At 53.8% G+C, this 19,202-nt stretch carries 12 protein-coding genes; 8 read left to right on the top strand and 4 right to left on the bottom strand.

What is annotated here, in order from left to right:
• Window positions 1–86: 86 nt before the first annotated feature.
• A complete protein-coding gene (locus CBE72_RS15865) occupies window positions 87–1,571 on the bottom strand; it encodes a CYTH domain-containing protein (RefSeq protein WP_167387689.1) in 1,485 nt (494 codons plus the stop codon).
• A 232-nt stretch (window positions 1,572–1,803) separates the two neighbouring features.
• On the opposite strand from CBE72_RS15865, the gene CBE72_RS15860 reads away from it, so the two are divergent.
• From CBE72_RS15860 to CBE72_RS15825, 8 genes are all read left to right on the top strand, one after another.
• The gene (locus CBE72_RS15860; protein WP_100144900.1) at window positions 1,804–2,484 is read left to right on the top strand and encodes a TIGR00153 family protein; all 681 of its coding nucleotides are present in this window, start codon (window positions 1,804–1,806) and stop codon (window positions 2,482–2,484) included.
• A 27-nt stretch (window positions 2,485–2,511) separates the two neighbouring features.
• Window positions 2,512–3,780 (top strand): inorganic phosphate transporter, encoded by a 1,269-nt coding sequence (locus tag CBE72_RS15855; protein ID WP_100144898.1) that lies wholly within the window; start codon window positions 2,512–2,514, stop codon window positions 3,778–3,780.
• A gap of 127 nt (window positions 3,781–3,907) precedes the next feature.
• Window positions 3,908–4,486, top strand: a complete 579-nt coding sequence (locus CBE72_RS15850) for a TIGR04211 family SH3 domain-containing protein (RefSeq protein ID WP_167387688.1) — start codon at window positions 3,908–3,910, stop codon at window positions 4,484–4,486.
• A 254-nt stretch (window positions 4,487–4,740) separates the two neighbouring features.
• Window positions 4,741–7,932, top strand: coding sequence for a bifunctional proline dehydrogenase/L-glutamate gamma-semialdehyde dehydrogenase PutA (putA, locus tag CBE72_RS15845; protein WP_188726033.1), 3,192 nt, complete (start codon window positions 4,741–4,743; stop codon window positions 7,930–7,932).
• A 126-nt stretch (window positions 7,933–8,058) separates the two neighbouring features.
• Window positions 8,059–9,096, top strand: a complete 1,038-nt coding sequence (locus CBE72_RS15840; protein WP_100144894.1) for a class I SAM-dependent methyltransferase — start codon at window positions 8,059–8,061, stop codon at window positions 9,094–9,096.
• Window positions 9,097–9,398: 302 nt separating this feature from the next.
• Window positions 9,399–11,069 (top strand): DUF342 domain-containing protein, encoded by a 1,671-nt coding sequence (locus CBE72_RS15835; protein WP_100144892.1) that lies wholly within the window; start codon window positions 9,399–9,401, stop codon window positions 11,067–11,069.
• Between the two features lie 103 nt (window positions 11,070–11,172).
• Window positions 11,173–11,535, top strand: a complete 363-nt coding sequence (locus CBE72_RS15830) for a DUF4144 family protein (RefSeq protein ID WP_100144890.1) — start codon at window positions 11,173–11,175, stop codon at window positions 11,533–11,535.
• Window positions 11,536–11,646: 111 nt separating this feature from the next.
• Entirely contained in the window at window positions 11,647–12,678 is a 1,032-nt protein-coding gene (locus tag CBE72_RS15825) for a site-2 protease family protein (protein ID WP_229672000.1), read from the top strand.
• A 76-nt stretch (window positions 12,679–12,754) separates the two neighbouring features.
• Here the strand turns inward: CBE72_RS15825 and CBE72_RS15820 are convergent, their stop codons facing one another.
• The 3 genes from CBE72_RS15820 to CBE72_RS15810 all read right to left on the bottom strand — a co-directional run bounded on the left by CBE72_RS15820 (window position 12,755) and on the right by CBE72_RS15810 (window position 19,184).
• Window positions 12,755–15,544 (bottom strand): M16 family metallopeptidase, encoded by a 2,790-nt coding sequence (locus tag CBE72_RS15820; protein ID WP_100144886.1) that lies wholly within the window; start codon window positions 15,542–15,544, stop codon window positions 12,755–12,757.
• A 68-nt stretch (window positions 15,545–15,612) separates the two neighbouring features.
• Window positions 15,613–17,973, bottom strand: coding sequence for a TonB-dependent receptor plug domain-containing protein (locus tag CBE72_RS15815; RefSeq protein WP_100144884.1), 2,361 nt, complete (start codon window positions 17,971–17,973; stop codon window positions 15,613–15,615).
• Between the two features lie 353 nt (window positions 17,974–18,326).
• Window positions 18,327–19,184 (bottom strand): pirin family protein, encoded by an 858-nt coding sequence (locus CBE72_RS15810; protein WP_100144882.1) that lies wholly within the window; start codon window positions 19,182–19,184, stop codon window positions 18,327–18,329.
• Window positions 19,185–19,202 lie beyond the last annotated feature (18 nt).

The raw sequence follows: 19,202 nt of genomic DNA, 5'->3' as shown, positions 1-19,202 counted from the left end.
CGACAAAGAAGGACGCCGAGGCGTCCTTCTTTGTGCTTACTCCCGGGCGATTCGTCCGGAACGCTTAGTTCTACCAGGCATAGGCATCAGCACCAGTAGGGTTGCTGCTGCAGCGCCATCTTACGGGATTGTTCCATCGCAAAAATCAGGCTCTGCTGTTTGTCGGCCAAGGCCTCGGCAAGCTCTGGAGCCAACTGCTCGGCCATGGCATAAGCGCCAAGACTGATGATCCCCTGACTCAAGTCCTGCCAGGGAGCGCGGAAACTATCGCGAGCCTTGGATGAGTAGAGACTGCCATAGGCCAGCCCCACCAGAATGCCTTCATCCAAGGGAGCTGCCAGTTTCAAATAATCATCACGGCCGAGTTCATCTCCCGGCATGGCCGCTAGCAGCTTTTGCCAGGAGGCCTCCTGCAGGCCGTCACAGGTTCCTTTCAAACCACCGGCCACGGCTATCTGCATCTCGCCACTGGTCAGCTCAAGCAACATGTTCACCAGTTGCAACTGCAGCTGACCATAACGGCAATCCTGCCATAGCGTTTGTAAACGGCCGTGGAAATCCATCTTTTGCAACTGTTGCAATGCCCGTTCACGCACATCCCCCGCATTGCCCAGCTTACCAAGCAGCAACTTATCCTGGACCAAACGCCCGAGATAATTGGCTTCTGTCACAAAGACCAGTTGCTGCTCCAGCCAGGAAAATCCCGCATCCGTCTGGCTATTGCTCAGAGTAAACTGGCCCAGGGTCAAGCGCAGCAGGCGCACGCAAGAGCGCAGACGCTGCCACAATAGCGCTTGCCCTGCCGGATCATCCAAACTCTCGGCAATCATACCCTCCAGCAATTGCCAGCGCTCCAGCGCCGTTTCCAGCACCACTAGGAGAGTCGCCTTAACATCACTGTCGCAGGGCAGACTGATATATTGCAACGCCTCCAAAGCCAGCGGGCTGGCCTGCTGCGCCAGCCGATAGCCTCGCTGCGCCTTACTGGCCTTACCCAGGCGCATGGGTACATTGGCCGCGACCTGCAGTGCCAGCGGCAATAGATCGGCCGCTCGCCCCCGCTTGAGCTCAAATTCCAGCTCACAAAGCGACTCGCTCTGGCCACCGGCAGCAATAGTGCCGGTATCCAGCGCCAGTTCTATCAGACTCTCCCCCTGAACCACCAACCAGCGGCAACGCTGAAAATCGGTATGAAACAAGCATCTGAGGCGAGTTTGCAACGCATCGACATCGGTATTTTCAGGCCAAATTTCGGCAGGAAACAGCGACAAAACCGGGCTGTTGGCATCAATATCGACATTGTATTCCGGTCGACTGTGGATCCCACCGCTGACCCGACCGGCCGTTTTGATGGTTTGCTCCCGCTTGCCGTCACATCCGCGGACTCTAAGACCCATATCCAGCTGACGCAACGCCAACTCGGGCGTATCATAATAACCATTACTCAACTGCTGACAGCCCTCGGCCCTGCAGTTGGCTAAAGCATTTAAAAAAGTGGTCAGGTGACTGACTTCTGTGGCGGGGAAAAAGAGCTTAAGCTCTATCTCATTTTGTTGATTTTCGGCATCCATGGTGGGCTACTGCTCATTTTGTCATCAAAAATTCATCATCTCGTCATCCGAAGGTCACAATGTCATATTGTTGTCACAAAAATGACCTAGGATTATCCTGTCGGGCGTTATATAACCCGATAGAATAAAAACCGACGTGTTTTCTGTAAAAACACAGTTTCAATAAGCGGACGCTTGGGTTAACATTCGCCCGCTTTTCCAATAGTGGAATAACCTAAATAGGTAAACGGCTATGCCAGTAAACTCTATTTTAGGCGTGTTTGCAAAATCGCCGATAAAACCTCTGCAAGAGCATATAGACAAAGTATACGATTGCGCCTCATTGCTCGTGCCCTTCTTCGAAGCGACCATAGCTGAAGACTGGGATAATGCGGTCACTATTCGCAAGAAAATCAGCCAAGAGGAAAAAGAAGCTGACTTTCTAAAGCGCGAAATCCGCCTGACACTGCCAGGTGGCTTGTTTATGCCAGTAGAAAGGACTGACTTACTGGAACTCCTGACTCAACAGGACAAAATCGCCAATAAAGCCAAAGATATTTCCGGTCGAATCATCGGCCGTCAACTGCTTGTCCCTCAAACCATCCAAACCCCATTTATCGCCTATTTGCAGCGCTGCCTCGATGCAGTCGCCCTGGCCAAAGAAGCGATCAACGAGCTCGATGATCTGCTGGAAGCAGGCTTCCGTGGCCGTGAAGTGGATTTGGTAGCCAAGATGATCAGTGAACTCGATGCTATCGAAGAAGACACTGATGATCTGCAAATTCAGGTGCGTCGACAGCTGTTCGCCATGGAAGCTGAGCTGAATCCTATCGATGTCATGTTCCTCTATAAGATAATTGAGTGGGTTGGTGACCTGGCAGATCTTGCCGAACGTGTCGGTTCCCGCCTTGAGCTGATGCTGGCTCGCGTCTAACAAACAAAAGGTTATCAAGGTAACAACATGGTTGATGTATTAGTCACCTATGGCCCCTGGCTCATAGGTATCGCGGCGGTTTTCGGGTTTCTTATGGCCTGGGGCATTGGTGCCAACGACGTAGCGAATGCAATGGGTACGTCTGTTGGTTCAAACGCTATTACCATTAAGCAAGCGATCATTATCGCAATGATCTTTGAATTCGCCGGTGCTTACTTGGCCGGTGGTGAAGTCACCAGTACCATTCGCAACGGGATCATAGATTCCAGCTACTTTATCGAAGTGCCGGAACTTCTGGTCTACGGCATGATAGCTTCGCTGCTGGCCGCGGGTATTTGGTTGGTCGCCGCATCAGCACTAGGCTGGCCGGTTTCCACCACTCACTCTATCGTGGGTGCCATCATAGGCTTTGCTGCCGTGGGCGTGGGCACTGAAGCCGTTGCCTGGGGTAAAGTGGTTGGTATTGTTGGCTCTTGGGTCATCACCCCTGCGATTTCCGGCTTTATCGCCTTTATGATTTTCCAGAGTGTACAAAAACTGATTTTCAATACCGAAGATCCTCTGGGTAACGCCAAACGTTATGTGCCTTTCTACATGGCCTTTGCCGGCTTTGTGATGTCTTTGGTGACTATCACCAAAGGATTGAAGCATGTTGGTCTCAAATTCAGCACTGTCGAAGCCTATCTGCTGGCATTGGTGATCGCCATTCTGGTGGGGATCGCGGGCAAAATCGCCATCAGCCGCCTGAAAATGAGCAGCAAAAACGATCGCCAGACTCAATTTGGTAACGTAGAGAAGGTCTTCGCTATTCTGATGGTAGTGACCGCCTGTTGTATGGCCTTTGCTCACGGCTCCAATGACGTGGCCAATGCCATTGGCCCATTGGCTGCGGTAGTCTCTGTAGTTAACAGCGGTGGTGAAATCAGTTCAAAATCAGCTTTGGTCTGGTGGATCCTGCCCCTGGGCGCCGTCGGTATCGTTATGGGTCTGGCCATCTTCGGTAAGCGCGTAATGACCACCATAGGCAAAAATATTACTCACCTGACCCCAAGTCGCGGCTTTGCCGCCGAGCTGGCTGCAGCCTCCACTGTGGTTATCGCTTCGGGGACTGGTTTGCCTATCTCTACCACTCAGACTCTGGTGGGTGCGGTATTGGGTGTTGGTATGGCCAGGGGTATTGCCGCCATCAACATAGGGGTGGTTCGCAACATCGTGGTCTCTTGGGTCGTTACCCTGCCAGCCGGTGCCGGTTTGTCTATTCTGTTCTTCTTCACCATCAAGGGTGTGTTCGGTTAACAGACATAGCCAATAAAATCACGGTAAATATCATGATTATAAGAGGGAAGTCGAATGACTTCCCTCTTGCATTGACGCCCTCAAATCCCTAGCATGTGGGCAGTATTTTGCGACAGAGAATGACTAAGTGCTAAGACTCCTGACTCTCATAGGGATGATGCTCCTGTCTCCCACCCTGTTGGCCCAAGGCCAAACTCGTTATATTTCCGACGAGGTTTATATCTATATTCACGGCGGACCCGGCACTCAATACCGGATCTTGGGTAGTATCGAAGCCGGACAACAGATAAGCGTGTTGCCTGAGCGCCAAGGTGATTACACCAAGATTATCGACCATAAGGATCGTGAAGGCTGGGTACTGACCAGCATGATCTCCAAGGACAAGTCGCTGCGTTTTCGCGTTCCTGAGCTGGAAAGCCAACTGGCCGATGCCAAGAGTCGGCTAAGCAATCTGTCAAACGAAAACGGTGACTATAAGGGCGAGCTCGATAGCCTCAAGTCTCAGTTGAACAAGGCGCAAGCCGAGCTCAGCCAAGCCAGCACAGAACGCGATGAAGCCATCGCCAAACTGCAGTCGATGAAAGATAACGAGCGTTTCCGCATGTGGCAGGAAGGCGGACTCATCGCCGCTCTGGGTTTGATCCTCGGGGTCATTCTGGTCTATTTACCAAGACCGCAGCGGCGCAAGAAAGATCGTTGGATGTGATAGCTTCCATACTCCTTCCAAAGGCCAGTGTTTAAAACCACTGGCCTTTTGTTTATGTGGCTTTACAGCTGGCCCCCCTAAAAACCAATTAAACATATATCACACTTTCATCACCTTAGTGCCATAAGTCACATTTGATCATATAATCAGCGCGCGCGAGCGCCGATATTGTATACAAAAATAATAAAGCGCCTTCTGCGTCAGACATATTCCAGGTAATTCGAGCAGTCCTTAACTGCCCCCAACCGGCTGAGATGGAAGCGATAACTATGTTCAAAGCGAGTGAAGTTCTGGCAGGCCACTACGATAACGCCAATCTCGACGAACTCTTTAAAGCCATCAGTGACAACTATATTGTCGATGAAGAACAATATCTGTCCGATCTGATCAAGCTAGTCCCGTCGAGTGACGAAACCATAGAGCGTGTGACCCATCGGGCCCACGACTTGGTCAGTAAGGTTCGTCAATATGACAAAAAAGGTCTGATGGTAGGTATAGACGCTTTTTTACAACAATACAGTCTTGAAACCCAGGAAGGCATCATACTCATGTGCCTGGCCGAAGCCCTGTTGCGGATCCCGGATCCGGAAACGGCCGATGCCCTGATTGAAGACAAGCTCTCAGGTGCCAAATGGGACGAGCATCTGTCAAAGAGTGATTCAGTATTGGTCAACGCCTCGACCTGGGGCCTGATGCTGACGGGAAAAATCGTCAAACTGGATCGCAACCTGGATGGCAGTCCAAGCAACTTATTGAAGCGCTTGGTTAATCGCCTGGGTGAACCTGTGATACGTCAGGCCATGTATGCCGCCATGAAGATCATGGGCAAACAGTTCGTACTCGGCCGCACAGTTAAAGAAGCGCTGAAAAACAGTGAAGACAAGCGCAAGCAGGGCTATACCCACTCTTACGACATGCTGGGTGAAGCCGCACTGACCCAGAGAGACGCCCAGAAATACTTCCAGGATTACTCCCACGCCATCAGCGAATTGGGAGCCCAGCAGTACGATGAATCCCAGGCGCCCAGACCGACGATTTCCATCAAACTGTCGGCGCTGCATCCCCGCTATGAAGTGGCCAATGAAGACAGAGTCATGTCCGAGTTGTATGCCACTGTGATCAAGCTGATTGAGCAGGCTCGCAGCCTGAATGTCGGTATCTCTATCGATGCCGAAGAGGTAGACCGTCTCGAGCTGTCACTCAAGCTGTTCCGCAAGTTATACAACTCAGAAGCCGCCAAGGGCTGGGGCCTATTAGGCATAGTGGTTCAGGCTTACTCTAAACGGGCACTGCCTGTACTCCTGTGGCTGACCAAGCTTGCCAAAGAGCAAGGCGATGAAATCCCGTTGCGACTGGTGAAAGGCGCTTACTGGGACAGCGAACTCAAGTGGGCCCAACAGGCAGGTGAAGCCGGTTATCCCCTCTACACCCGCAAGGTGGGGACGGATCTCTCCTATCTGGCCTGTGCCCGTTTCCTGCTGTCGGACAAGACCCGTGGTGCCATCTATCCACAATTTGCCAGCCATAACGCCCAGACAGTCGCTGCCATCAGCGATATGGCCGGCGATCGTGAGTTTGAATTCCAGCGTCTGCACGGCATGGGACAGGAGTTGTACGACACCATTTTGGCGGAAAGCCGAGCTCGCACCGTCAGAATTTATGCGCCGATAGGTGCCCATAAAGATCTGCTGCCCTATCTGGTGCGCCGTCTGCTGGAAAACGGTGCCAACACTTCATTTGTGCATAAGTTGGTGGATCCCAACACACCAATCGATTCACTGATCACCCACCCTCTGGTGACAGTCAAACAATACAAAACCCTGGCCAATAACAAGATAGTGAAGCCTGCCGACATTTTTGGCAGCGAACGCAAAAACTCCAAGGGACTCAATATGAACATTCTCTCTGAAGCCGAACCCTTCTTCGCGGCACTGGATCAGTTCAAGGCTCATCAATGGCATGCCGGCCCGCTGATCAATGGTGAAACCCTGAGCGGCGAGTCAAAGCCGGTTGTCAGCCCCTATGACACGACACAAACCGTCGGTCAGGTGGTTTTTGCCGACAACCAAGCCGTTGAGCAGGCCATCAGTTCAGCCGTCGCCGCCTTCCCAGCCTGGTGTCGCACGCCGGTGGCACAGCGCGCCAGCGCACTGCAAAAACTGGCCGACCTGCTGGAAGAAAATCGCGAAGAACTGATAGTGCTCTGTACCCGTGAAGCCGGCAAGAGCCTGCAGGACGGCATAGATGAAGTCCGAGAAGCCATCGACTTCTGCCGCTACTATGCGGTGCAGGCCAAGAAGATGATGAGCAAGCCCGAGCTGCTCCCCGGGCCAACCGGTGAATTGAACGAACTGTTTGTTCAAGGCCGCGGTGTCTTTGTCTGTATCAGCCCCTGGAACTTCCCGTTGGCGATTTTCCTCGGTCAGGTGACAGCAGCCCTTGCTGCCGGCAACACAGTTATCGCCAAGCCGGCCGAGCAAACCTGCCTGGTGGGCTACCGCGCCGTACAACTGGCCCATGAAGCCGGGATCCCCAAAGAAGCGCTGCAATTCCTGCCGGGCACAGGCGCCAGTGTCGGCGCCGCACTGACCAGCGACGAACGCATTGGCGGTGTCTGCTTCACAGGCTCTACCGGCACGGCCAAGGTGATCAACCGTGCTCTGGCTGCCCGCGAAGGTGCCATCATTCCGCTTATCGCCGAAACCGGTGGTCAAAATGCCATGGTGGTGGACTCCACCTCCCAGCCGGAGCAAGTGGTCAACGATGTGGTTGCCTCTTCCTTTACCAGCGCTGGCCAGCGCTGCTCGGCGCTGCGGGTACTCTATCTGCAGGAAGATATCGCCGATCGAGTACTGGAGATCCTCAAGGGTGCAATGGATGAACTCAGCATTGGCTATCCTGGTTCAGTGAAGACAGATGTCGGCCCTGTGATCGATGCCACCGCCAAAGCCAATCTCAACGCCCATATCGAGCACATCAAACAGGTAGGCAAGCTTATCAAACAGGTGGAGCTGCCCGCTGACTGCAAGGATGGCCACTTCGTTGCTCCAACCGCGGTGGAAATCGATTCCATCAAGGTGCTGGAGAAAGAACATTTCGGCCCAATACTGCACGTTATCCGTTTCAAAGCCTCAGAGCTGGACAAGGTGATTGCCGATATCAACAGCACAGGCTTTGGTCTGACTCTGGGGATCCACAGCCGCAATGAAGGCCACGCCCTGAGCGTTGCCGACCGAGTCAATGTAGGTAACGTCTATATCAACCGTAACCAGATTGGCGCCGTGGTGGGTGTGCAGCCCTTCGGTGGTCAGGGGCTTTCCGGCACAGGCCCCAAGGCTGGCGGGCCACACTACCTGACCCGCTTTATGACGGAAAAGACCCGCACCAACAACATCACAGCCATAGGTGGCAATGCCACTCTACTGTCACTGGGGGATGCGGAATAATCTTCCACCCATGAACAAAGCCAGGAATAGTTTCCTGGCTTTTTATCACTTGCAAGCATAAGATTTGCCTTGCCCCCCCGAGGATTGGCTATAATGCGCGGCAGATTTTATCCTTGGAATCCCCCCATGTCGCTGACACCGCCATCGCAATTATTAATGCGCAATAGTGCGCTTTTTGAAGGCCAGAGCCTGTTACTACTCAATCACGAGAGTGACAGTTGTGCCAAAGAGCTGTTGAGTCTGTGCCCCAGAGTCGATGCGCTAGCACTGGACTTCAATCACTTCCAACAACTTAAGTCGCAGGCCCAAGCCAGGCTTCAGTGTTACTTCGGCCATCAACTACCTCATACTGAAAAGTTCGAGACGGTTGTCGTCTATTACCCCAAGGCCAAACCGCTATTGGCCTATCTACTGGAGCTGGCGGCGCTGCACCTGCAGCCGGGAGGCCAACTGCTGGTCATAGGGGAAAACAAAGGCGGGATAAAGTCGTTTGCCAAACAGCAAAGCCGCTGGTTCAGCAATGCGGTCAAACTGGACAACGCCCGTCACTGCCTGCTGTTTGCCGCCGAGGCCATCGCCAGCCCTGCAACGCTGGATATTGAAGCCTTTGTTAGCCATTACAGCTTGCCCACTCCCCAAGGAGATGTGCAGATCTGCAATATGGCCGGGGTATTCAGTGAAAAACGCCTGGATCAGGGCACTGAGCTGCTGCTGTCGCATCTGCCCAAACTTGAAGGTCGGGTACTGGACTTTGGCTGCGGCGCCGGTGTAATTGCGGCCGCCCTGCTCAAGGCCCAGCCGGATCTGCATCTGGAATGTGTCGACATCAACGCCATGGCGCTGCTGTCCTGTGAGTTGACGCTAAAGGCCAATGCTCTGACGGCCAAGGTCTATCCATCCGATGGCTTGAGTGCCACTCAAGGCGAGTTCGATGCCATCATCTCCAATCCACCGTTTCACGATGGCTTGGCGGCAACCACCCATATTGCCGAAAGCTTTATCGCCGACAGCGCCAAAACGCTTAAAGACCGAGGAGTCTGGCAGATAGTGGCCAACCGCCACCTGCCCTACAGCGATACAATCGCGGCCCATTTCGGTAACGTGAACGTGATTGCAGAAAACAACAAATACAAGCTTTATCGGAATATTGGTAACAAAAAGTAACTCCAAGCAATTTTGGTAACTTTTCGCTAAGAGATCAAAGATTTTTATAAGTATTCAAGGCTATTATCTTTTTTAACGACTGCTAACGGGATGTTAATCACAGGCTTCATTTCAACGAGCTTATGTTGTTATACTCAAACAGCAGTCTGGAAAAGAATAATAGTACCATTCCACACGGGAGTTGACTCACTCAGTCGATTAACGCCCTGTTCTGTTGTGACACAACAAACAGGTTCGTACTCGAATGGCAGATTTGCTCAAACGTTCAAAAGGAAGGGTATAACTAACCTGGATACTCTAATATGCTGGCGCCAGATCTCGTTGAACTCAGCAGTAACAAACAATTTGCTGAGCTAAAGCTCATTCCCAAAAATCATGGTCCCGTGACGGAAGACGCCATTCGTCACCTGCTGGCCCTCCCTGACTTCGCCAATCTCTGTCCTCTGGACAGTCAAATCGCCAAAGCCGTCAAAGAGATCAATAAGCTCTACGCCGAAGAGGATGGCCAATTCGAGCAGTTCTTTCAGATAGCCGAGCGCCGCGACGGCCAGATCTCACTCAAGCCCAGTAAAGATAAGATGCAGGCCAGTATGAGCCTCACTGCAGCCTGGGGCGGCAAGGAGATCACCCTACCGGACATTCTTCGCTGCCTGAAAGAAGAGAAGATCTGCATGGGGCTATCGAAAATCAAAATAGAGACCATGCTCAAGCGCCTGAAGCAGAGCAAACCCGGTGAAACCTTCGAATGCATCATTGCCTGCGGCAAGGCGGCAGTGAATGGCAACCATGCCAAATTGGACCGCAAAGTGCCACTGGCCCGTGAACGCCTGTTGCATCCGCAAGAGCGTGAGGATGGCACAGTGGACATGCGCAATCTAGGCGCCGTCATCATGGTTAATGCTGGCGATCTCTTAATGGAGAGGATCCCCGCAACTCAAGGAACACCGGGATACAATGTCTTCGGTGAAGTATTGCCAGCCAAGCCGGGGAAAGATCTGGAGATGGTAGCTGGCAAGGGCACAGAGTTCAGCAGCAAAGACAGCAATAAGCTTATTGCCACTGTGGCCGGTCAGCCGGTGGAAATCCGCAATGGCATGCAGGTAGATGATGTGCTGCAGATAAAAGATGTGGACGTGGGCTACGGCAATGTCGACTTCAAGGGCAGTATCCTGATCAGCGGTGATGTCCATGATGGGATGCAGGTCAAAAGCAGCGGCGATATCACAGTCATGGGCTTTGTCGACTCGGCATCCCTGATAGCCGAAGGGGACATTACGGTCAGCAAAGGCATCATAGGCCGACAGATCCGTGCCACTGAACTGTCGACGCAGATCAGAGCCAAGGGCCAGATCTCGGCCCAGTTTGTACAATATTCGGACCTCCAGTGCCAGGGCGATATCCTGGTGACCAAGCAACTACTGCACAGTCACAGCCGCACCGACAGCAAATTAATTGTCAGCGATGCCAACGGCCGCCGCGGAGATCTGGTGGGCGGCATTGCCAAGGCAGAAAAAGGTATCAAGGCCGTCGCCATAGGAGCCACCGCCGATACTAAAACAGATCTCTTCTGCGCCATGCGTTTGGGGGAGTACCGCCAAAACCTCAAAGAACTCGAAGAGAGCGTTCGGGTTTTGGTCGTGGCCGGTTTGGATATGGAAGCCAGGCTGAGAAAACTGCCACCCAAGAGCGAATGGCAGGCAGATCCGACCATGGTTGAGCAGGTTAAAATGATGCTGGAAGAGAAGCATCGAGTCGATGATGAACGACGGCGTGAAGAAACCGAACTCGAACTGCTGAAGGCGGAAACCGAAGGTTACTACCGCCACTACTTTATCGAAGCTCTGAAGCATATTTACTCCAATGTGGAAATTCACATAGGCCCGGCGCAGCAACGCACCCAGAGGGAACACGGTCCCTGTGTGGTTGAAAACCACAACGGAGAAATCCATTTCGACTACAGCAATCGCGGCTAACACTAAGTCCGTAAATGCGGGCATCTGCTTGGTGCAGAATAGGCAATAGCAACACCAAACCATTGTGTTATGGTGTGGGGAACTGTTTATCCATGGAGCCCCTATGACACAGCCCACCTGGCCCGTCATTCTTAAACCGGCAGATGCAGACGAACTTCTGTATCTCGAAAATGAAAGCGACTGGTTGGAATACATCTGCCTGAATCAACATCTGAGTTGCCAGGGCGATCAACTGATAGATTCCGGCGGCTTATGTTATCCCATACTCCCGGCCATTTGCTGTGACGAACCTATACTGGCCGCCTTACCACAAATAGGCCCGAGCCAGTCTCGACTCGAACTTAAAGATCTCAAACTGTTACTGCAAAAGCACGCCGCCGCGCTCGGCAGTTGTTGCGTCGCCAAACTGGCCTTTATCACTTTTCCCCAAGGGTTGGAGATGGTGCGTTATCTCGACAATCTCTGACAAAGCTCAGCGCCCACGGGTATAATCGGCGCGTTTTCTCTCATCGGAGTCATAGATTTGCAACTTCTGAAAATAGATTGCTTAGGTAAGCCTCTGAGGCTGGAAGGTTCCATGGCCGGTTGGCAGCAACTCTTTTGGGATAACCAATTGGTCTCACAACAAGCTGCCAGCGCCAATGACCAAGGCACCGGCTGTCATGAGTTCAGCCTTAGTCGCACCGATGGCAGCAGCATCAAGGTCTGCTTACAAACCCAGCTCAACTGGCAACCCTTTGAGCTGAGCTATCGTTTGCTCATCGATGAGCAAGTCACGATTGAAGGCAGGCGCGATAGCAAAGATATTGAGCGGCAAACACCAGACATAGCGCCGGTGAAACAACAGAAACTGAGTCTGGTGGGGCTGGTGTCTCTGGGCTTTAAGCTGCTCAAGAGTGCCAAGGTAATCAAAGTCGTACTGGCCGGGGCCAGTATTGCCGCTTATTCCTGGCTGTTTTCACTGCAGTTTGCATTGGCCCTTATTGCCTGTCTGGTGTTTCACGAGTATGGCCATATCCGGGCGATGAAGTATTTTGGTATGAAAACCAAGGGTATCTACCTCATTCCCTTTATGGGCGGCCTGGCCTTGTCCGATGAGAAGATCAACACCCGCTGGCAAGATGTGGTGATCTCCATCATGGGGCCAACCTTTGGCCTGTTGATGTCGCTGGTGGCACTCGTGGCCTACTGGATCACTGGCAATCCCTTCTTTGCCGGTCTGGCGGCCTTCAACGCCTTACTCAATCTGTTCAACCTGTTGCCAATTCTGCCGCTGGACGGCGGACATATTCTCAAGAGCATCAGCTTTTCAATGAACAGCGCCATCGGCCTTATCGCCTGTATTGTCGGTGCCGCTATCGGAGTATTTATTAGCTACAGTCTGGGGCTGGCGCTGCTGGGGTTCCTGTTGCTGATAGGCAGCGCCGAGATTCTATTTGAGTGGAAACAGCGTCATCATAGCCATCTGTTGCCGCTGGACAGGTATGGGCAAGTGTTTTCCCTTATCTGGTATCTGTTAACCGTGGCCGCCCTGGTGGCGGTTATCTGGCATCTGGCGGGTAGCGGAGATGACATGCTGGGACTGCCACTCAAGATATTGCAGAGCTGACAAGCGCCAAAGGGTTAAGCGTTTGCGGCGGCCCAGACTCTCTAAACAAAGCGCCACTTTTGTGGCGCTTTGTTTTTTACTGACTTGCTGGCAGCATCACAGCCTCAAAGACCCGGCTTTGCCGGATAAACTGCTTAAGCAGGCTATTCAACTCAGCGGCTGTGACCTCCTCATTGAAGCGAATGTTTTGCCCTATCTGCTGCGGCCCGCCCACTGTCATATAGCTTTGGCTGACCGCCTCCAGCCAACCGAGATTGGATTTAAGCTCCCGCTGCAGCCTGTCCTGACGTTGACGGCGCTTATTTTCCAGCGAATGGGGCGATACGCCCTCATCAGCCATCCGCTGGAGCACCAGATGCAGTTGTTGGATCAATTCATCGACCCGCTCCGGATCGCTGCTGAAGCTGATACGGCCCGAGCCGAAGTCTTCCCCCGGCTCCTGCCAGAACCAAGCGGTTACCCCATAAACGCCGCTGGCCTCCTCTCTGAGTTTAAGCCTGAGCTGCTCCTGAATAAGCTCCCCCATGAGCGACAACTGATAGGCTTGCTTTGCTGACCAAGGCTGCGGATAGGAGGTCAGATAGACCTCTGTTTCGGCTCTGGGCTCACTGGAGACAGGCATCTGCAGACGCTCCTTTGGGGTCGCCGGCCGAATTTGGTATTGCTTGCGCGCCTCCCTTTTTACCTCAATCCCCGCCAGATACTGCTCGGCTAAGTGAATGAGGCGTGCCTCGTCGATATCGCCGACAAAGAACAGAATAAAGTCGGTATTACCCAGCATGTGACGGCGATAATCGGCCAGCAGCTCATCCTCGGTCAGGGTCGTCAGCAACTCGGGATCCGGGTTGTAAACCGTCGGCACTCCGGGATAGCGCTTGGCATCTATGGTGCGGGCAAACTGTTCCCCTGGATCATTGGCATATTGTGCCCGGGTCGCCTGATACTCTTCGCGCCAGAGCTTCAAGGCATTCGATGCAAACTGTACCTGCTGCAACTTGAAGCGAAACAGCTGCAACAACGCCGCCAGATCATCCCTGTGGGCCCAGCCGGAAAAGCCTTGCGTCTGACCGTCCAGCAAACTGGAAAGCACCAGAGGATAGTCGCTGTCATAGTGGTCGATCGCCTGCTGCGGCACCTCGCCGGCACCGAACTCATCCGCTAGGTTCACCGCCAGACGCAGCTTTTGCGCCTCCGAAGGCGCCAGGCTGCCCATCCCCCCGACAGTCAAGGCCTTGAAGTGCACTTCACCCGAATTGAGATCAGATTGGCTGAATACCAGACGCAACCCGTTGCTGAGTCGATACTCCTTCAGGCGTCCATCGGCGGCTTCACCGATAAAGCGACTGCTGCCGACCTCGGCCTTGAACTCGGGCATCTCAGTGGTCTGTTGCCCGGCGTCAAAGTCGCTGTGCTGCCTGCTCATGCTCTGCAGCCACAATGCATTGGCTTCAGCACTCGTCAGTGCCGACATCTCCCCCGCCCCAAGAGTCTGCAGCAATAAGCGGGAACTTGGCGCCGTTAAACGCGCCAGCGCCTGATTGATATCCTCGGTCGTCAGCGAGCCAATCAGCTCCAGGTTGAGCCTGGCTCTGTCTTTATAGCTCAGCCAGGGGTCGAGATTGGCAGCGGTAGTGACCAGGTCGCCGGCAATATCTATGCTGTAAACCGCCTTATCGGCGCGGCGCTGTTCCAATTTCAGTTGGCGTTTCAGCTGGGAGGCCACCGCCTTATCGCTGAAACCATGCTGCTTGAGGGTGGCCAGAAGATCAAACAGTGCACTAGCCGCGCTATGGTACTCCCCCTTCTTGAGCTGCAAGGTGAAAATGCTCTGCCTGGTCTCGCGGCCGATGGCCGAGGAGAAGAAAGCGCCCGACAGCAGCCAGTCTTGATGTTGCTTCTCCCATTGTTGCAGACGCAGATTCAGCATACGCCCGGCTATCTGCTCGGCCAGCTCGCGGCGATAACCGGCCCGCGAATAATCCGCCTCAAGCGGCGAGAAAAAGCTCAGTTCCAGCGCTGGCTCTTCGGCGCCGACTTCATGCACCTTGGCGGCCCTCAGACCGTCTTGCAGCGGTATGCCAAAGTCCACGGTTTCCAGTGGTGTCGTCGCCGCAGGCATAGCTCCCAGATATTGCTCGACCATGGCCTGGAATTTGGCGACATCTATATCACCGCTCGCCACCAGCGCCATATTATCCGGCCGATACCAGCGGCGATAAAAGTCGGCCACCCGCTTGCCGGATACCTGGCGTATGGTTTCGGGATCGCCTATGGGATCGCGCGTTGCATAACGGGAACCGGCCATTTCGATGGCAGACTTTTTGTCCCCCAAACGCAGCATAGGCCCAAGCCTTGCCCGCCACTCCTCCAGCACTATGCCACGCTCGGCATCGAGATCATCGCGGGCAATGCTCACCTCTGCCGCCCAGTCGGCAATAATTCTAAGCGCCAGCTCCAGAGTCTGCGGCCGGTTATCCGGCAGATTGAGCAGATAGACGGTATTTTCAAAGTCGGTGAAGGCATTGACATCTATGCCAAACTTCAGCCCGGCATCCTCCAGCGCGTTGATGACGCTGTTGCCCTTAAAGTGCTTACTGCCGTTAAAGGCCATATGCTCGACCATATGGGCCACGCCCCTTTGGTCGTCATCTTCATGCATGGAACCGGCGTTGACCACCAAACGCAGATACACGCGTTTGGCCGGGGCATCGTTGGGGGCCAGATAATAGCGAAAGCCATTGTCCAACCGCCCCTGAACCAAGTCAGGATCGCTGTTCAGAGGCAGCATCTCGCTGGTTTGACAGGCCGCCAGCAGGCAGGCCATCGCCGCCATCATCAGGCGGCCGAATCGTGTTTTAACAATCATCTCAGGATTTCCAGAACTCAACAAAAAAGCAGCTTCCGGTGAAGCTGCCCATCACTACCATTCAGGGTTTAGAAGCGATAACCCACTTCCAGCCAGAACTGACGCCCTGGGGTATAGAGGCCGTATTCGCCGTTCTGGTTGGCCTTGAGGCTATACTGGCGCACCTGATTAAGCACATTGTTGATATCCAGCTGCAGATAGACCTCTCCACCCAGCGCCTGCGGCTCCCAGCGAATACGACTATCCCACTGGGTGTGACTGCCGAAGTCATAGCTGCGGTACATCTCCAGCGCCGCCTGGCTGTTCACCGACTCATATCCCCGTACCGGCGCCTTGACGTAAAGCTTGTTGCCCCAGGTGATATTCCAGGCCGGTAACTCCATATCCAACCCAAGACGCACCATCCACTCTTCCTCGGATGAGTTGACCTCCTGCTCCATCTGGCGACGGCTCATCACGGCGCCATCGAGCATCACCGCCTCATCCGGGTTCATCGCCTTATCAAGATCGTTGCGATCTGTCTCCAGCCAATCGGCCGCCAGCGACCACTCCCATTGACTGGCACCTAAGGTCAGCGGCGCTATGTTATTCAGTTGCAGGGTATAGACATGAACCTTGTAGTCTTCGCCATTGCGATAGTCGTCCACCTTGACGCTGCCAACCTGGCTTCTATGGGTCACCAGGCGATCGCGATAGTCCCTCAGGGTATAGCGACCGCTCAGGCTTAAATTGCCCAGATTCTGGTGCAGCGCCAGAGTCAACTCATCGGAGAAGGGGGTTTTCAGATCCTTGATGCTCTCGTATCTGCGGGTGTGATCCTGGCTGAGTTTAAGTATTTCATCCGCCAGCTTCATCGAAGCGAAAGAGCGGCCATAGTAACGGTTAAGCCCGATATCCACCCGGGTGCCCTCGACGACATCCCAGTTGAGTGCCAGCCGCGGCGCCAGGTTGAGATTATCCAGGTAGTCATCATGCTCAAGCCTCAACCCGGGGCGAAATTGCCAGGAACCAAATTTAATGGTGTCCTGCAGATAAGCCGCCGAGTTGCGGTGGCGGGTGTCTATGCTGCCGGCCAATACGGTTTGTTCATCGAGCGGCATCTCCATGCCCGACATTATCAAGCGGATCTCCTGATTGACTTCCCTTGGGCGGTAAAAATCATAGTCGGTCTGCTGGAAACTCAAGCCGGTTTCCAGGCTGTGACTGACATCGCCCCAATAGAAGCGTTTGAAGCTGACATCGGCCAGCAGTTGCAGATTTCGCTGCTTGAGACGACTGTCGCCATAGCCCCCCTTCTGGTAATCCAGCCCGGTATCGGCATCACTGATCACCAGCACAGTATCACTCTGGGAGTGACGCTCATCCTCAAAGCTGTCGTAGGCCGCCTTGAGGGACAAACTTCCCAGGCTGAACTCCCGCTCCAGACTCAGGGTCGCCCCCAGTGCCGAGTGGCTGTCTTCAAAATCATTGTCTATGTTCTCGCCCATAAACAGGCCTTCACGGTAGGCCGAATAACGCCAGTCCCAGTCGATTCGGGTCAAGGGATCCGGCGTCCAGGCCAGATTCAACAACAGGTTGTCCGATCTACGACTCTGATCCTGAGAATCAACCGTGCCTTCTGCATCCATGATCCGGCTCTGGCGAATGCTGGAGCGGCGTTGACCAAAGGCCAGCACCATGCCCAGTTCGTCGTTAATCCCCTGCTGCCACTGCCCCGAATAGCTGTGTTTAACAAAATCGGGCTGATAGATGGCCTTACCGCCGTCGGGCCTGGCCTGCTGCAAAAACTCGTTGATGTTGGGATCGACCTTCTGGCTGGTCCAACTGCTGCGGCTGGTACGGTAACGCAGCTGGCCGCCGTTGACGCCGTTGTAGCTTAAGGTATCTGCCACTACGGCCCCGCCGGTAAAGCCCCCCAGGCTGGCTGGCACATTGTTGTCATAAACGGTGATCCCGGCCAGCATGGCGGCATCGAAAAAATAGGCCTGCTCTGAGCTCATCCCCGGCAAGACCCCGACACTGCCGTCAAACAGGCCTGAGCTAGGATCCAGATCGTTGTTGATATTGATGCCATCAATAAGAAACGCTGTCTGTTCAGACTCGGCGCCATAGATGGAGATCTTCGACGGTTTGATTTCACCGCCACTAAACCCTTCATCCAGCCCCTCCAGGCGCACCGCAGGGTTGGATTTGACCAAGTCGCTCAAGTTGCCATCAGCCGAAGGGGTACGGCGGATCATCTGCTCATCCAGAGTGCTTTTGCCATCCAAACCGTTATCGGCTCTGTCTTTGACTGTCACAACCGCGCGGGTCTCCGGCGACTCATCCGAAGAGGGCGCTTGCTTATTTAGCGTTTCGGCGCCGGATGCGGCGCAAAAGAGTACGGCAGCCACAGCCAAAGCCACGGCAGAAGGTGCTGGGTATTGCATATAAAACCTGACCAATGAGAATGATTCTCATAATTGTTACAGGCAAAATATTTCCCGACAAGATAGCCAAAATTCAGCCAAGGTAATAAGGATGTTTTGTAAAAAGCACCACAAGTTTAACTTTTGGTAACTTTTTAAGAGGGGGGCAAACAATCAGGCTCAGGCTAACCTTTAAAATCAATCAAAGGTGGGCTTGGACAAAACCTATCACAGGTTAACCGCATCACATCCCAAATGACTTTTTAACGAAAAAATCTTAAAAATTTACATTTGTATCAGTACTGATGTGCTGCTTAGGCGAATAAAAGGCAAGAGGCGGCCACAGCAAAGCAGCCGTCTGTTGCCTATGTCAGTTAAACGGAACCGGATGGGATCTCACCGAAATCACCGTTTTGGTAGTCGCGAATGGCCTGCAGGATCTCCGCCTGGGTATTCATCACAAAAGGCCCCATCTGCACCACGGCCTCACCAATGGGGTTACCGGCCAGAATGAGCAGGCCAGCGCCCTTGAAACCGGCTTGCAGCTCGAGAGGATAACGACTATCGAGCTGCAACATATTACCGGCGGCCAGTTGTTTGCCATCCGGCAGTTGCAATACACCACTGTGCAGATAGAGCGCCAGTCGCCCCAGATGACTGAGATCCAACTCGGCTTGGGCATCAGGCGCCAGCGTCAAATCGGCAATCGCCGCATCGCCGGCCAACCCGGTCAAGGGAGCACTGGCTTCAGTACCGGCGAAACGCCAATCACCGGCCAGCAGTCTCAGGCTGGCGCCGTCAGTTTCAAGCTGTTGGTGTTCATCGGCAGCGCTGTCCTGATACCTGGGCGGCCGCATCTTGTCCTTGGCCGGCATATTGAGCCAGATCTGAAAGCCATGCAGCCCCTCTTTGGCATCGGCCAGCGGCATTTCGGAGTGGACCACACCACGGCCGGTACTCATCCACTGCACCTTGCCTTCGCGGATGGCGCGGACATTGCCCAGTTGATCCCTGTGCTCAAAACCGCCCTTGCGGATATAGGTAAAAGTTTCCATACCGCGGTGGGGATGCGGCGGAAAACCGCCGAGATAATCGCGTTCATCGTCGGAGCGGATCTCATCCAGCATCAGATAGGGATCCAGCGCCAGAGCCTGAAAATCGGCGACCCGGCTGATATTGACCCCATCGCCGTCAGAGGTGGGTTGCGCCGGCAGTATTTGCAATATTTTCATCATTGGGCTCCTTCACTT

The sequence above is a fragment of the Shewanella carassii genome (assembly GCF_002777975.1).
Lineage (GTDB): Bacteria > Pseudomonadota > Gammaproteobacteria > Enterobacterales > Shewanellaceae > Shewanella > Shewanella carassii.
This window is presented reverse-complemented; position numbering and strand designations above follow the sequence as displayed.